The organism is Caballeronia sp. ATUFL_F1_KS4A (assembly GCF_023630905.1).
GTDB lineage: Bacteria > Pseudomonadota > Gammaproteobacteria > Burkholderiales > Burkholderiaceae > Caballeronia > Caballeronia zhejiangensis.
The window spans coordinates 84,824-100,355 of sequence record NZ_JALQEB010000029.1 but is presented as its reverse complement, the minus strand read 5'-3'; the positions used below and the strand labels follow the sequence as shown (position 1 = coordinate 100,355).

Here is a 15,532-nt window from a genome sequence, read left to right as displayed (position 1 = left end):
CGGCCTGATTTGTTTACCTCTTGTCGGACTTCTTGCCGACGGCCTTGTTATAGCGCTCGATGTACTCGTCCATCAGCTTGCGGATCGCGCGGCCGATCTGCATGTAGTCGCTCTCGTTCAGATTCGCGAGCGACACGCGCCCCGACGGATGCTGCGTGCCGAAGCCACGCCCCGGCAGCAGCACGACACGCGCTTCTTTCGCGAGCCTGAAGAGCATCTCCGAAGGCTCCGTGTTCTTGATGACCCAGTCGACCAGTTCGCGGCCGTGCCTGCGCTCGCCGAGATATTCGATATCGAGGATCGTGTAGTAATCGACCTCGTTCTTGTCCTCTTCTTCGAGCGCGATGCCGATCTCGCGATACAGCGCCTGCTTGCGGCTGCGGATCAGGCGCTTCAACGCGTTCTTGTACGCGTCGGGCGTGTCCATCAGCGAGAAGAGCGAGAACAGCACCATCTGCACCTGCTGCGGCGTCGACAATCCCGCCGTGTGATTCAGCGCGACGGTACGGCTGTCCGCAACCAGCCGGTCGATGAACTTGAGCTTGTCGGGCTCCGTCGTGATCGATTCGTAGCGTTCGTGAAGCTCCGCCCGTTTGTCCTTCGGCAGCGCGGCGAGCTGCTTGTCGAGCACGTTGTCGCGATGCGTCGCGATCGCGCCGAGACGCCAGCCGGTCGCGCCGAAATACTTGGAATACGAATAAACGAGGATCGTGTTCTTCGGGCACAACGCGAAGAGCGACACGAAATCGTCGGCGAAGGTGCCGTAGACGTCGTCGGTCAGAAGGATCAGATCGGGCCGCTCCTTCACGATCTCCGCGATGTATTCGAGGCTTTCGTCGTCCATCTTCACCGATGGCGGATTGCTCGGATTCACGAGGAAAAACGCCTTCACTTTCGGATCGCGCAGCTTGTCGAGCTCGGCCTTCGAGTATTGCCAGCCGCGGGCGACGTCCGCCTCCAGATTGACGACCTTCAGCTTGTAATCGTTCAGGCGCGGAATCTCGATGTACGGCGTGAAGATCGGGGTGCCGAGCGCGATCGTGTCGCCGGGCGCGATCAGGAAGTTCTCGCGCATCGTGTTGAAGATGTAGGTCATCGCGGCGGTGCCGCCTTCGACCGCGAAGACATCGAATTCGCCGACGAACGGATGCTTGCCGATCATCTCGCGCCGCAGATATTGCGCGACGATCTGCTCCGACAGCTTCAGCATGCGGTCCGGCACGGGATAGTTCGATCCGAGGATGCCTTCGCACATCTCATAGAGAAAGTCGCCCGCGTTCAGGCCCAGCTGATCGCGCACATACGACACCGCGCCCGCAAGAAACGCGATGCCCGGCACGCCCTTGTTCTCGCGCGCGAAAATCTCGAAGCGCTCTTCGAGCCCTTCGCGCTTCGGAAAACCGCCGACGCCTTCCGGCATGTACGCGAACGAGCGCTCGGACTCGCGCATCGCGAAGAGGCCGAGTTGCCAGAAACCATGACGCGGTATCGTCGCGAGAAAGTTCGGATTGCCGCGCCCCGCATTGAGCATCGCGAGATTGGCCGGACGCTCGACCGCCCCGCCGCCCGCCGCCTTGATGAGCTCGTCCTTCAGCTCGAACGGGCTGAGCGCCGCCATGCCGGCGCGGTCGTTGGAACCCGATTTATCGGACTTTGCCATCCAACACCTCCAGAATTGATGATGGAAACAATGCGGCAGGAAGACCGCGTCACGTCAGCAGCATCACGATGACCATGCCCCAGATCGTGAGCAGCGTATTGCCGACCGCGTACGTCACCGTGTAGCCGAGGCCCGGCACCTGGCTCTTCGCGGCGTCGCAGATCATGCCGAGCGCGGCGGTGGTCGTGCGCGCGCCGGCGCAGATGCCGAGCAGGATCGCGGGATGAAACTTGAACACGTACTTCGCGATGTACATGCCGATGATGAGCGGCACCGCCGACGCAAAAATGCCCCACAGAAAGAGACTCACGCCGAGCTTCTGCAAGCCCGCGACGAAGCCCGGCCCCGCCGAAATCCCCACGACCGCGATAAAGACGTTCAGGCCGACTGAGTTCATGAACCAGATCGTCGGCGACGGAATGCGGCCGAACGTCGGATGGATCGCGCGCAGCCAGCCGAACACGATGCCCGCGATGAGCGCGCCGCCCGCCGTCGACAGCGTGAGCGGAATCGCGCCGACATGCAGCACGAGCGCGCCGATCAACGCGCCGAGCGTGATCGCGAGGCCGACGAACGCCATGTCGGCGGCGTCGGTCGGACGGTCGAGCACGCCGATCGCCTTCGCCGCCGCCGACGTGTCCTGCGTCCGGCCGACGAGCGTGATCGTGTCGCCGCGATGCAGCTTCGTGCTCGGCAGAATCGGTATCTGCGTTTCGGTCGCGCCGCGCTTGATCTTGCGCAGAAACACGCCGCGCGACGCGGGCATATGCGCGAGCTCCTGCAGCGTCTTGCCGTCGACGGCCTTGCTCGTCACGTAGATATCGACGCCTTCGATCGGCACGGCGAGCAGTTCGGCGTCGTCCACTTCGGTCGCGACGCCGCCGAGCAGATCGACGAGCAGCTCGCGCCGCCCGGAGACCGCGACGACATCGCCCGGTTGCAGCACGTCGTCGATCTTCGCTTCCTGAATGGTTCCGCCCCGCCGAATCCGCTCGATGAAGAGCCGCGCGCCTTCCGGCTCCAGCGCTTCGGCCTGCGCGACCGACATGCCCGCCGCGCGCCCGTGCTCCGCCACGCGATACGCGCGCAGTTCGAACTTGTGCCACGCCTGCCCCGCGCCGCCGAGATCGCCGCCGCCGCCGAGCGTCGCCTCGTATTCCTTGCAGGCCGCGACGAGGTCGATGTTGAGCAGCTTCGGCCCGAGCATCGCGAGAATCAGCGCGGAGCCGATCGTCCCGAAGATATAGGTCACGGCGTAGGCGGTCGGCATCGCGTCGAGCAGCGCCTTCGCCTGATCCGGCGGCAGGCCGAGCCGGTTGATGGCGTCGGTGGCAAGGCCCATCGAAGCGGAAATCGTCTGCGAGCCCGCGAACAGGCCCGCCGCCGAGCCGACGTCATAACCCGCGATCTTCGCCGCCGCGTAAGGCGCCGCGAGGCACAGCACGCACTGGATGACGGAGAAGATCGCCTGCGGCAAGCCGTCTTTCGCGATGCCGCGCACGAACTGCGGACCGACGCCGTAACCGACGGCGAACAGGAACATCAGAAAGAAGACCGATTTGACGTTCGACGAAATGGTGATGCCTAGTTGCCCGATGGCGATGGCCGCGAGCAAGGTCGCCGTCACGGCGCCGAGGCTGAAGCCGCGAAAGCTTTTTCCGCCGACCCAATAGCCGACGCCGAGCGACAGAAAGATGGCGATTTCAGGATAACTGCGCAGTGTTGCCGTGAGCCAGGACATAGGCACTCCTTTGCGGTATGAGCCGCTCGCACATCAGCGATGAAGGGAATGAATGATCCGAACGCCAGCAATACACTATTTGGTGCAGCTTTGAAACCATCAATGAAAACAGCGGCCGGAGCCGCTGTTTTCATCGAGACGCTAACTTCGACGCGTCTTATTCCGCCGTTTCGAGCAACGGGTAATCCGTATAGCCCTTCGCGCCCGGCGCATAGAACGTCGACGTGTCCCAGTTGTTGAGATCGGCATCGACTTCGAAGCGGCGCACCAGATCCGCATTCGCGATGAAGGGCTTGCCCCACGCGACGGCATCGGCGTCGCCGCGGGCGATGATCGCTTCGGCGCTGGCCTTCGTGAAGCCTTCGTTGGCGATATACACGCCGCCGAACGCCTTCTTCAATTGCGGCCCGAGGCTGTCGGCGGCTTCATGCTCGCGTGCCGCGATGAACGCGATCTTGCGGCGGCCCAGTTCACGCGCGACGTAACCGAAGGTCGCGGCGCGATCGCTGTCGCCCATCGTGTGCGAATCCGCGCGCGGCGCGAGATGCACGCCGACGCGATCCGCGCCCCAAACTTCGATAGCCTGATCGACGACTTCGAGCAGCAGGCGCGCACGATTTTCGATCGGGCCGCCGTAGGCGTCGGTACGCTTGTTCGTGCTGTCCTGCAGGAACTGGTCGAGCAGATAGCCGTTCGCGCCGTGCACTTCGACGCCGTCGAAGCCCGCGCGCTTCGCGTTTTCCGCGCCCTTGCGGTACGCCGCGACGACACCGGCGATTTCATCCAGTTCGAGCGCGCGCGGCGTCACGTACGGACGCTGCGGACGCACGAGGCTCACGTGTCCTCCCGCCGCGATCGCGCTCGGCGCGACCGGCAGTTCGCCATTCAAAAAGATCGGATCGGAAATGCGGCCGACGTGCCACAGTTGCAGGAAGATCTTGCCGCCCGCTTCGTGCACGGCCTTCGTGACGAGCTTCCAGCCTTCCACTTGCTCGTCGGACCAGATGCCCGGCGTGTCGGCATAGCCGACGCCTTGCGGCGTCACCGACGTCGCTTCGCTCAGAATCAGCCCCGCCGATGCGCGGTCCGCGTAGTACTGCGCCATCAACGCGTTCGGCACGCGTTCGACGCCCGCGCGCTGACGCGTGAGCGGCGCCATGATGATGCGGTTCTTCAACGTGAGTGCGCCAACTTTAAGCGGATCGAAAAGAGTCGACATGAATTGGATTCCTAATGAAATTGAAAGCAGACTTTCACCGAATGGCAAGCAAGCTCAGAGATTCCCGATGGAATCGCGAAACGCCTGAATGACCGCTTCGTCGCGCTTGAAGAACACCCACTGTCCAACGCGCTTCGTGGTGACGAGTCCGGCTTTGTGCAAGGTCGCGAGATGCGCCGAAACGGTGGACTGCGACATGCCGCAGCGCCCATCGATCTGACCCGCGCAAACGCCGTGCACGTGCGGCAATTCCTGATCAGGGAAATGCAGCTCGGGTTCCTTCAGCCATTCCAGAATCTCGCGGCGAAGGGGGTTGGCGAGGGCCTTGTGAATTGCGTCGATGTCCATTTCGTTGCTCGTGCGTCTGACGGACGGAACGTGCAGCCTGTTCCGAATCGTCTTGCTGCGAAGTATATATCGTAAATTTACGATATGCAAACCCCGCCGAATGCGTCGATGTGCGACATGCCGCCGCGCCGCGCCGTCTGGTACGCTCCCCGGTTTCATCGGCTGCAAGAAGACTGCACAACCCTTATGGATACTCCTTTCAATGAACGTGGCGTGACGCTTTCGCGCGCCGGACTCTCGGCGTCCGGTCAGATGATTCCGCTGCGCGATCTGCGCGCCGCGCGCGTCGTGATGATCCCGCGCCAGAAGCCTTTGCCGATCATCATCGCGCTGATCGGGCTGATCGTGCTCGGCGCGGGCATCTTCACCGGCTCGGGCGCGGCGCTCGTGCTCGGCGTGATGATCGTCGTCGTGGGTTATCTCACCTGGATCACGCAGGACGTGATCTATCAGTTGATGGTCGCGACGCCCGACGGCGAGCGCGAAGTGCTCATCACGAAGGATCAGGAATTCGCGGACAAGGTCGCGGCGCTCGTCGGCGAGGCGGTCGCGAAACATGCGGCGAGCGCAGGCGCGAAGTCATCGCAAGCCTGATCTTGATGCGCCGTTTACACGGCGGCGCGCTTCTTTAGCCCGGCCTTTAGGCGCGCGGCGCTAGAGTGCGGGCATCGCCACAACGAGCCGTCGCCGGACGGCTTCCATCGATGGATATCCGCACATTCGACTCGATCGCTCTTTCGCGCGTGGTCAACGGCGGCTCGCCGCGCCGCCGCGAAGCACGCCACTGCGTCGCGTTCGACCTCACCGTTCCGGGACTGGATTCGTCGGCCGCACGCGACATGCTCGCGTATGCGTTCGGCGCGGGCACGCAGGCTTATATCGTGGAGACGAGCCGCCTCCGCGATTGCACCACGCTCCATGTCGAGACCGATCGCGATGACATCAACGATGTCATCGGCACGCTCACCGCGCATTTTCCCAACGCAACGCTCGGCCGCGTGACGCGCATTACGCGCATCACACGGCGCTGAACGCGTCGTCAGGTGATCTGCAACGGCTCGACGTGCCAGATGTCGCGCGCATACTCCGCGATCGTGCGGTCCGACGAAAAAATGCCCATGCCCGCGACGTTCTCGATCGCGCTCCGCGTCCACGCATCCTTGTCGCGGTACTTGAGATCGACTTCGGTCTGCGTCTTGTCGAAGCTGTCGAAATCGGCGAGCACCATGTAGTGATCGCCCCAGTCCACGAGCGTATGGAAGATGTCGTAGAAACGGTGCGGCTCTTCCGGCGAGAAGTGCCCGAGTCGAATCTGGTCGAGCGCGACTTTGAGCTCCGCGTTTTCCTCGTAAATCTGCCGTGGCCGATAACCCGCCGCGCGCAACGATTCGATCTCGTCGGTCGTGTTGCCGAAGATGAAAATATTCTCGCGCCCCACGGCATCGCAGATCTCGATGTTCGCGCCATCGAGCGTGCCGATTGTCAGTGCGCCGTTCAACGCGAGCTTCATGTTGCCGGTGCCCGATGCTTCGGTGCCCGCCATCGAAATCTGCTCCGACAGATCCGCCGCCGGAATGATGAGCTCGGCCACGGAAACGCCGTAGTTCGGAATAAAGCCGACCTTCAGCCGATCGCCGATGAGCGGGTCCGTGTTGATCTTGCGGGACACATCGTTGATGAGCTTGATGATGTTCTTCGCCATCTTGTACGCGGACGCCGCCTTGCCCGCGAACATCACGACGCGCGGCGTCCAGTCCTGCTCCGGATTTTCGCGGATGCGGTTATAGCGCACGATCACATACAGGATGTTGAGCAATTGCCGCTTGTATTCGTGGATGCGCTTCACCTGCAGATCGAACAGCGCTTCCGGATTGATGATCGCGTTGGCGTCCCGTTTCGCGCGTTCCACGAGCCGCAGCTTGTTGGCGAACTTCGCATCGTGAAAGGCCTTGCAGAACTCCGGATCGTCGCGCCATTCGCGCAGCCTGCCGAGTTCGAAGAGATCGGTGCGCCAGCGCGGCCCGAGCCGCTTGTCGATCAGCGATGACAGCGACGGACTCGCCTGCGCGAGCCATCGGCGCGGCGTGATGCCGTTCGTCACGTTCGTGAAGCGCTCCGGATACATGCGCGCGAAGTCGGAGAAGATGTTCTGCACCATCAGTTGCGAGTGCAGCTTCGATACGCCGTTCACCTTGTGACTCGCGACGATCGCGAGATGCGCCATGCGCACGCGCCGCTGGCCGAATTCATCGACGAGCGAGATGCGCCGAATCAGTTCGACATCGCGCCCGAACTTCTCGGTGACTTGCTTCAGGAACTGCGCGTTGATCTCGAAGATGATCTCCAGATGCCGCGGCAGCAAGCGCGCGAGCATCTCGACGTCCCATGTTTCGAGCGCTTCGGGCATCAGCGTGTGATTCGTGTAGGAGAACATCTGCTGCACGAGCTTCCACGCCTTGTCCCACGGCAGATGATGCCGATCGACGAGCAGGCGCATCAGCTCCGGAATCGCGAGCACCGGATGCGTGTCGTTCAGATGCACGGCGACCTTTTCCGCGAGCCGACCGAAGTGCGTATGCGTGCGCTGATAGCGGCGTATCAGATCCTGCATCGTCGCGGAGACGAAGAAGTATTCCTGACGCAGACGCAACTCGCGTCCGGCCTGAGTCGAGTCGTCGGGATACAAGAGACGCGACACATGTTCCGATGTGTTCTTCGCCTCCACCGCGCGCCGGTAGTCGCCCTGATTGAACGCGGAGAGATCGAACTCGTCGGTTGCGCGCGCGGACCACAGGCGCAGCGTGTTGGTGGCCGTTGTCGCGAAGCCGGGAATGACCGTGTCGTAGGCCATCGCGTTGACGTGCTCGGTGTCGATCCAGTCGGTGCGATCGTCATGTTGCACCGTGCGCCCGCCGAAATGCACGGTGTACACGACCTCGGGCCGCGGAAACTCCCACGGATTGCCCGCGCGCAGCCAGTAATCGGGCATCTCGACCTGATTGCCGTCGACGATCGTCTGACGGAACATCCCGTATTCGTAACGGATGCCATAGCCGAAGCCCGGCACGCCGACCGTCGCCATCGAATCGAGGAAACAGGCCGCAAGGCGTCCGAGGCCGCCATTGCCGAGCGCGGCGTCCGGCTCGAGTTCCTCGAGCGCCGCGAGATCGACGCCCAAGCCGGCGAGCGCATCGCGCACTTCGTCGTAGATGCCTAGCGCGAGCAGCGCATTGCTGAAAGTTCTGCCGATGAGAAATTCCATCGACAGATAGTAGACGCGTTTCACGTCCTGTTCGTATTGGAGCCGCGTGGTGCGCATCCAGCGCGCGACGAGACGATCCCGCACGGCCAGTTCAGCGGCGTGAAGCCAGTCCCGCGGCTGCGCGGTGACTGCATCCTTGCCGACGCCGTACATCAGGCGGTTCGAGATGGAGCGCCTGAGCGCATCGACGGTACTGTTGAGCTGGTCGAATTCCAGATCGACGGATGTCATCGAAACCTCCGGTGTTTGCAACATATGCAACGACCGCGAAAGCCTGACGGGAGTTCAATCCGGACGCACCGAATTGGCGCCCTGCCCCGGTCTGGCGGGTGCGGACGTGCCTGAACGTGCAGGTTACGCCAGTTTTATTTTTTTTGGTATGACAAGGCGGAAACGGAGAGCGGCCCGCAAATTGCTAACGAAGAGCTTGCGGGCACTTGATGGCATCGATATTTAGTTCGGATTCCGTATGTTTGTCATGCGATGGAGCGGCGTGGCGCGCGTGCGGCGATCAGCAGAAGCGCCGCGAGCGATACGCCCAGCAGAATCAGCGAGAGCGCGGACGCAGGCAGATAGTAACCGCGATTCACCTGCCCGACGACGACGATCGGCACCGTCGCGAATCCGGGCGGATACACGGTGAGCGTCGCGCCAAGTTCGCCGAGCGAGAGCGCGAAACCGAGCGCGAGGCTCGCGCGGATCGCGGGCACGAGTTGCGGCAATACCGCGCGCGCGAGCACCATGCGCGGCGGCGCGCCGAGACTCGCGGCGGCTTCGCGCAGCGTCGTGAGCTCGGGGCGCAGCGCCGCGGCGGCGCATCGATAACAGAACGGCAACACGAGCGCGAGTTGCACGAGCACGACGATTGCGGCCGATCCCGACAGATCGAGCGGACGCTTGTGATACGCGATCAACACGGCGAGCCCGAGGACGACGCTCGGCACGCCGCTGCCCATCATCGCGACGGCATCGACGAGTGCGCCGAGACCGCGCCGGTCGCGTCCTTCCAGCGCGAGCGCGAGCCAGAGTCCCAGCGCGGTGCCGAGAAACGCGACGCCCAGGCCGACTTCGAGACTCGTCGCGACCGCATCGAGATCGCTCGATGAAAGACGCGCGAACCAGCGCGTGGAAAAACCATCGGGCAGGATCGTGCCGGACCAGTGCGACGCGACGCTCGACAACGCGACGACGATCACCGGCAGCACGAAGAGCCAGAAGCACAGCAACGCGAAGAGGCCCGTGAACGCATGACGCAGGAGCGCGCGAGGTCTGAACGCAGCAGCGATGAGTTGCATGTCAGCGCTCTCCCGAACGGCGACTCGTTTGCCGATTCACGCGTCGATACAACGCATAGAGCGATAGCGACATCAACAGCATCACGACCGAACCCGCGGCCGCGGTGGCCAGATCGAGGTCGACGGTCGCGGCGCTGTAGATCGCGATCGGCAAGGTGATCAGATGTGCGCTGCCGAGCACGAGCAGAATGCCGAACTCGTTCAACGTCAGCAGAAAGCAGAGGATCGTGCCTGCCGCGATGCCCGGCCACGCGAGCGGCAAGACGACTTTCGTCGCGACCATCCAGCCATCGGCGCCGAGGCTCTTTGCGGCTTCGACGAGCCGCATGTCGAGCGTCGCATACGATGCGAGCGTCGGACGCACGACGAACGGCGCATAGAACACGACTTCCGCGAGAATCACGCCGCCGATGCCGAAAAGGAAATCGAGCGGCGGCGCATCGAGCGAAAAGATCCGCTGCAGACCGATGCTCACCGAACCTTGCGAGCCGTATAGAAAGATCAGCGTGAACGCGACCAGAAACGACGGAAACGCGACGAACAATTCCAGAAAACGCGTGAGCAGGCGCGCGAGCGCGAACGGCCTGAAGAACAGCATCGATGCGAGCGCGACGCCGAGCAACGAAGCGATGCTCGCGCTCGCGAAGAGAATACCGAGCGTCGTGCCGATCATCCCGCGCGTTTCGGGGTTGCTGAAGAACGCGCTGTACGCGTGCAGCGAGAAACCGTGCGGCCCGGTCACACTCGACATGACGAGGCGCGCGAGCGGATACACCACGAGCGGCCCGAGCACGACGACGAGAATGAAGAGCAGATGCCACTGCGCCTTGCGCTCGCGGCGTTGCGCTTCTTTGGCGTGCGCTGCGAATTGCGCGGAGAGATAGGCGTCGCAGATGCCGCGTTCGTCGCGCGCGACGCTGTCAGGGACGAACAAGGACGACATCGTCAGCCTCGAAGCGAAGGGAAACGCGCGCGCCTTTGTCCGGCATGCGCGAATGGCCGCGCTGCGTCGTCACGAGCACGGGCTCGCCGGGCAACGCATCGAGCGCGACGGAAATGGAAAGCGCCGCGCCATACCATTCGACGGACGCGATCGTGCCATGCAGATGGCCTTCTCCCAACGGCGCGATCGCGAATCGTTCGGGACGAATGCACGCGAGACGTTCGCGCTCGTCGTGCCGCGCATCGCCGACGGGATACACCACGCGCGGCGGCAGTAAATTCGCGGCACCGAGATAGCGCGCGACGAACGCATCGTTGGGCGCGTCGTACAGCTCGCGCGGCGCACCGAGTTGCGCGATGCGGCCATCGCGCATCAGCAGCGTGCGGTCGGAGAGCACGAGCGCATCGTCCTGATCGTGCGTCACGCAGACGATCGTCAGATTCGGCAAGCGCTCATGCAACGCCTTCAGCTCGCTGCGCACCGAAGCGCGCAGATTCGCATCGAGCGCCGAGAGCGGCTCGTCGAGCAGCAGCACGTCCGGCTCGATGACGAGCGCGCGCGCCAGCGCCACGCGCTGCTGCATGCCGCCGGAAAGCTGCGCGGGCATGACGTGACCGGCATCGGAAAGCTGCACGAGCTTGAGCGCATCGGCGACGCGTCGCGCGATCTCGCCCGTCTTCAGCTTGCGTGCGCGCAAGCCGAACGCGACGTTGTCGAACACCGAGAAATGCGGGAACAGCGCATAGCTTTGGAACAGCAGCCCGAGATTGCGCTGATGCGGCGGCACGTGCGTGAGATCGCGGCCCGCGACGGCGAGCGTGCCCGCGAGCGCATCGGCCTTCACGAAGCCGGCGATGAAGCGCAGCAGCGTGGTCTTGCCGCATCCGCTTCGGCCGAGCACGGTGAGGAATTCGCCGCGTTCGATCCGAAGCGAGAGATCGTCGAGCACGGTACGCGTGCCGAAGCGCACCGTCAGACGATCGATGTGCACGCCCGGCGTTTGATCGACGCCGAACGCTTCCTTGGGGACGGCGCTCATCAGGACTTCGGCTTGACGACGTCGGTCTGCTTGCCGGTGTTGCCGATCACTTCGGTCTTCCAGCGCTCGGTCCAGCCCGCCTTCTTCTGCATGACTTCGTTCCAGTCGACGGGAATGAGCTTCACGCCGGAGATCGCCTGCTTGACGGCTTCGCCGTTCTTGCCGGCGAGCGGCACGTCGGTGCGGCCGGGGATGCCGTAGATATCGGGCACTTTCGACTGCACATCCGACGACATCAGATAGTCGATGAGCTTCTTGCCCGCCGCCTGATTCGGTCCGCTCTTGATGAGGCCGATTGCATACGGAAGCTGGAATGTGCTCGGCGCTTCGCCTGCCTTGTGCGACAGGAAGAGCGGCTTGATGGAGAGACCGCCGTTCGCGGCATCGTCGAGGTCCATTTGCAGATCGCCGTTCGCGAATGCGATCTCGTTACGCGAGAGCAGCACGTCGAGATAGCCCGTGCCCTTCGTATGGAATTTCGCGTGTTGTTCGAGATCCTTCAGGTAATTGAAAGCCTGGTCTTCGCCCATCAGCGCGGACGTCAGGATGATGACGGCCATGCCGTCGCCTGCCGTGGCTGGATTCGAGTATGCGATCTTGCCGGAGTAGTTCGGATGCAGGAGATCGGCGAAGGTCTTGGGCGCGGTTTTCGTGACTTCGGGATTGATCGCGAACGAGAAATAGTTGTTCACGAAGGTGGCCCATGCGCCGTCTTTTTCCTTCGCGATGGCGGGCACGTTCTTGTAGTTCACGCTCTGATACGGCTGCAGCAGGCCGCCTTGTTGCGCTTGCTGGATGAACGGCGGCAGCGTGACGAGGACGTCTGCTTTCGGCGAATCCTTTTCGACGGTCGCGCGGTTCACCACTTCGCCGCTGCCCGCCGTGACGATGTTGACCTTCACGCCTTCCTTCTTTTCGAATGCGGGAAGCACGTCCTTGTAGAGATTCTCGAGGCCATCGGCGGTGTAGAGGACGACGGCGTCGGCGGCGTGAGCGGGCATCGCGGCAAGCAGAGCAAACGCGGCGGCGAACGCCGGCAGCACAGTGCGCGCGAAGCGGGAATCGCGGGTCATGGTGGTCTCTCGTGTCGGGGATCGATGAAGGTCGGGGGCGACCTTCGACCCGGAATATTGCAGAGATGTGTGACATCGACGTGAAGGCGCCACGGGTCGCCACGTATTTGCATATTTCGCCAAGGGGTTTGCGGTTTGTTCTTTGGTGTCTGCTTTTTCGCCGGATCCCGTTTTCGTGTCGGTCTATTAACACTGCCCCTGTGCGGGGCGGCACTCACTTTCTTTGCTGCTGCAAAGAAAGTAAGCAAAGAAAGCAGCTCGTCACGGCCCGCGGTCACACGCAATTTGGGTAGTTCTCTCGTCACAGGCGGCACTCGCCTAACGAGTGCCCTCGAAGGACGAACCGGGCTTGGCTCGCGCACAGTCTGACGAGCCATTCCCTTTACCGCGCTGGTTCAGCACGAAAGAGCTTCGGCACAGCGCTACGCGCTGCCGCCGGGTCCGCAAGGGAAACCGGCGAGCGGCGAGTGCCGTGAGATGGAGACGTTAGTAGAGAAGCACATGCATCCCCGCTTGACCGGTCGGCCGCGAAGCGGGCCGGAGCTATTTGGTGCTGAACCCGTTTGTTGTGTGGTGCGATGACACAGACCGTGCGCGAGCCAAGCCCGATTAGGTGTTTGAGGGCACTCTTTAGGCAGCCCACGATCGACGAGAGGACTACCCAAATTGCGTGTGACCGCGGGCGTATCAGAAGCTGCTTTCTTTGCTTACTTTCTTTGCAGCAGCAAAGAAAGTAAGTGCCGCCCCGCACAGGGGCAACGCTAATAGACCACTAAGAAAACGGGATCCGGCGAAAAACCGGAGCCGACACGAAAACGGGACCCAGCGAAAGCGAACAACAAAAATCAAGCAACAACGACCTCAAGCCCCCGCGCGGCCAGCGCCCTTCGGACCCCCCGCTCAGGCAGAGCTTCACAAACCAGAAACCGAACCGCCTCGAACCCGGCGATCCTAACTGGCAAAACCAGGCCGAACTTCGAGCAATCAGCAACCACGACCGGGCACGCAGCAGACGCGATCATGCTCCCGCGCACCTCAGCGGCGAGCCGCGAAAAATCCGTCAGATGCGCGTCATTCGTAATCCCCCCCGCCCCGACGAAAGCAAAATCCGCGTGATACTGCGCAAGCTGCTGAATGGTATCGAGCCCGAACGTCGCATCTTCGAGATCGGCGATCTCGCCACCCAGCAAAGTCACGCGATTGCCATTGCGCCGCGCCAGCAACATCGCGATACGCCAGTCGTTCGTATACACCGTCAGCCGATGCCGCTGCCCCAACGCACGCGCCACCGCCTGCGTCGTGCTTCCCGAATCGATGACGAGCGACGCCCCGTCCGGCACGAACGCCGCCGCGCGCACGCCGATCGCATGTTTCGCCGCCGCGTTCTCGGCTTCGCGCACATCGACGTGCGGCTCGCGCCGGTCGACCGATAACGCGCCGCCATGCGTCGTCGTCACGAGCCCGCGTCCGGCGAGCGCGTTGAGATCGCGCCGCACCGTCTCGCGCGACACCGACAACGCACGCACGAGATCCGCCACCGCGAGCGCGCCATGCTTGTCCAATTCGGAGAGGATGTACTGGTGACGTTGTTCGGCGAGCATCGTTCGATGAAGAAAGGCAAGGCGGCGTGTGGAGTTTAGCGGCCCTATGTGGCATTTCTCTGGCAAGCGCGATTCGTCAAGCCACGACGCGCAATGAATTCTTTCCCCCGGGTACGCAATCGACAAGCACGCCTCCGCTAGACTTCGTGCCTTATGCACGAGCTTTGAACGAGGCAACACGATGTACAAGAAAGGCGTGGTGATCGAAATCCAGTTCCCTCCCGAACGTCTGAACGACGCGGCTGGCGATCCCTACTGGATCGACCTCACACTCGACGAGGCAAAGCGCTTGCATGCGCAACTATCGCGGCGTTTCGAGGGCGAAGCGCGCGCCAATCAGCCGCTCGATACGTTCACCATCGAATGACGCGCCGCGCCGAAGTGCACGGTTAGACAAGACGCGCGCAAGCGTTCCGGCCGATACTGCGGCATTTCGTTTCGCCGCTTGCCTCACATGGTCTCGATTCTCGCCGCGCCCGTCTTCGTGTTTCTCTGGTCGACGGGTTTCATCGTCGCAAGGGCGATCACGCCTTACGTCGATCCGAATCTCTATTTGCTCGCGCGCTTCGGCGGCACGACGCTGCTGTTTCTCGCAATCGCCGTCGTCACGCGCGCGCCATGGCCGAAAGGCGGGGACATCGGCCGCCATCTGTTCGCCGGCGCGCTGCTGCAAGGCGTCTATCTCGGCGCGGGCTACTGGGCCGTCGCGCAAGGCATGGGTGCGGGCATCATGGCGCTGCTCGGCGCGCTGCAACCGCTTCTGACCGCCGCCGTCGCCGCGCGGCTCTTCGGTGAACGGCTCTCGCCGCGCGCATGGAGCGGGCTCGTGCTCGGCCTCTTCGGCGTCGCGCTCGTGCTCGCGCCGAAGATCGCGGCGAGCGGCGCGCCCGTCACGCACGCATCGTCCGGACACGCGCCGCAATGGCTCGTCGCGACGATCGCCGTGCTCGCCGTCGTCGCGATCACCGCGGGCACGCTGTATCAGAAGAGTTCGCTCGCGCGCGCCGATATCCGCAGCGCCAGCGCGTTGCAAAACGCGGGCGCGACGATCGTCGCGCTCGTGCTCGTGATCGCGCTAGGCGAGCATCGCTTCATCGTCTCCACGACGACGTGGCTCGCGCTCGCGTGGGGCATCGTGATGCTCTCGGGCGTCGCGACGACGCTGCTCGTATGGATGGTCCGTCGCGGCGACGCATCGCGCGCGACCGCCCTGCTCTTTCTCGCGCCGCCGCTCGCCGCGCTCGAAAGCTATCTCGCATTCGGCGAGACGCTCGACGCGATGCAGCTCGCGGGCTTCGGCCTCGCGCTCGCGGGCGTGCTGCTCGCGCGCTCGAAATAGCACGCCCGGCAC

The 15,532-nt window shown here is 63.3% G+C and carries 14 protein-coding genes; 4 read left to right on the top strand and 10 right to left on the bottom strand.

Annotated features, from left to right (window positions below):
• Positions 1 to 13: 13 nt before the first annotated feature.
• The 4 genes from NCS03_RS15660 to NCS03_RS15645 all read right to left on the bottom strand — a co-directional run bounded on the left by NCS03_RS15660 (position 14) and on the right by NCS03_RS15645 (position 4,968).
• The gene (locus NCS03_RS15660) at positions 14 to 1,660 is read right to left on the bottom strand and encodes a bifunctional aspartate transaminase/aspartate 4-decarboxylase (RefSeq protein WP_008353781.1); all 1,647 of its coding nucleotides are present in this window, start codon (positions 1,658 to 1,660) and stop codon (positions 14 to 16) included.
• Positions 1,661 to 1,709: 49 nt separating this feature from the next.
• Positions 1,710 to 3,401 carry an aspartate-alanine antiporter gene (gene aspT / locus NCS03_RS15655; RefSeq protein ID WP_008353783.1) on the bottom strand — a complete coding sequence of 564 codons (1,692 nt, stop codon included), beginning with the start codon at positions 3,399 to 3,401 and terminating at the stop codon, positions 1,710 to 1,712.
• Between the two features lie 157 nt (positions 3,402 to 3,558).
• Positions 3,559 to 4,620: an alkene reductase gene (locus NCS03_RS15650; RefSeq protein WP_008353785.1), complete on the bottom strand. Its 1,062-nt coding sequence runs from the start codon at positions 4,618 to 4,620 to the stop codon at positions 3,559 to 3,561.
• Positions 4,621 to 4,674: 54 nt separating this feature from the next.
• The gene (locus tag NCS03_RS15645) at positions 4,675 to 4,968 is read right to left on the bottom strand and encodes an ArsR/SmtB family transcription factor (RefSeq protein ID WP_008353786.1); all 294 of its coding nucleotides are present in this window, start codon (positions 4,966 to 4,968) and stop codon (positions 4,675 to 4,677) included.
• Positions 4,969 to 5,154: 186 nt separating this feature from the next.
• On the opposite strand from NCS03_RS15645, the gene NCS03_RS15640 reads away from it, so the two are divergent.
• A complete protein-coding gene (locus NCS03_RS15640) occupies positions 5,155 to 5,562 on the top strand; it encodes a DUF6232 family protein (RefSeq protein ID WP_008353787.1) in 408 nt (135 codons plus the stop codon).
• 110 nt (positions 5,563 to 5,672) lie between these two features.
• Positions 5,673 to 5,999, top strand: coding sequence for a hypothetical protein (locus NCS03_RS15635; RefSeq protein ID WP_008353788.1), 327 nt, complete (start codon positions 5,673 to 5,675; stop codon positions 5,997 to 5,999).
• An 8-nt stretch (positions 6,000 to 6,007) separates the two neighbouring features.
• On the opposite strand, the gene NCS03_RS15630 is transcribed toward NCS03_RS15635, so the two are convergent.
• The 6 genes from NCS03_RS15630 to NCS03_RS15605 form a co-directional block, all read right to left on the bottom strand.
• Positions 6,008 to 8,461 carry a glycogen/starch/alpha-glucan phosphorylase gene (locus tag NCS03_RS15630; protein WP_008353789.1) on the bottom strand — a complete coding sequence of 818 codons (2,454 nt, stop codon included), beginning with the start codon at positions 8,459 to 8,461 and terminating at the stop codon, positions 6,008 to 6,010.
• Positions 8,462 to 8,706: 245 nt separating this feature from the next.
• Positions 8,707 to 9,525, bottom strand: a complete 819-nt coding sequence (phnV, locus tag NCS03_RS15625; protein WP_250529368.1) for a 2-aminoethylphosphonate ABC transport system, membrane component PhnV — start codon at positions 9,523 to 9,525, stop codon at positions 8,707 to 8,709.
• A gap of 1 nt (position 9,526) precedes the next feature.
• Positions 9,527 to 10,468: a 2-aminoethylphosphonate ABC transporter permease subunit gene (locus tag NCS03_RS15620; RefSeq protein WP_175979136.1), complete on the bottom strand. Its 942-nt coding sequence runs from the start codon at positions 10,466 to 10,468 to the stop codon at positions 9,527 to 9,529.
• On the bottom strand, positions 10,446 to 11,507 hold the full coding sequence (gene phnT, locus NCS03_RS15615) for a 2-aminoethylphosphonate ABC transport system ATP-binding subunit PhnT (protein WP_250435565.1): 1,062 nt from the start codon (positions 11,505 to 11,507) through the stop codon (positions 10,446 to 10,448). Before phnT ends, NCS03_RS15620 begins: the two co-directional genes overlap by 23 nt.
• Entirely contained in the window at positions 11,507 to 12,580 is a 1,074-nt protein-coding gene (gene phnS / locus NCS03_RS15610) for a 2-aminoethylphosphonate ABC transporter substrate-binding protein (RefSeq protein WP_250435564.1), read from the bottom strand. The genes phnT and phnS overlap by 1 nt, the downstream gene beginning before the upstream one ends.
• 845 nt (positions 12,581 to 13,425) lie before the next feature.
• Entirely contained in the window at positions 13,426 to 14,181 is a 756-nt protein-coding gene (locus tag NCS03_RS15605) for a DeoR/GlpR family DNA-binding transcription regulator (RefSeq protein WP_250529491.1), read from the bottom strand.
• A 181-nt stretch (positions 14,182 to 14,362) separates the two neighbouring features.
• Here NCS03_RS15605 and NCS03_RS15600 point away from each other — a divergent pair, with 181 nt between their 5' ends.
• Both NCS03_RS15600 and NCS03_RS15595 read left to right on the top strand, forming a co-directional pair.
• Positions 14,363 to 14,548 carry a hypothetical protein gene (locus tag NCS03_RS15600; RefSeq protein WP_008353795.1) on the top strand — a complete coding sequence of 62 codons (186 nt, stop codon included), beginning with the start codon at positions 14,363 to 14,365 and terminating at the stop codon, positions 14,546 to 14,548.
• An 87-nt stretch (positions 14,549 to 14,635) separates the two neighbouring features.
• Positions 14,636 to 15,520 (top strand): DMT family transporter, encoded by an 885-nt coding sequence (locus NCS03_RS15595; RefSeq protein WP_250529367.1) that lies wholly within the window; start codon positions 14,636 to 14,638, stop codon positions 15,518 to 15,520.
• The last annotated feature ends 12 nt before the right edge of the window (positions 15,521 to 15,532 follow it).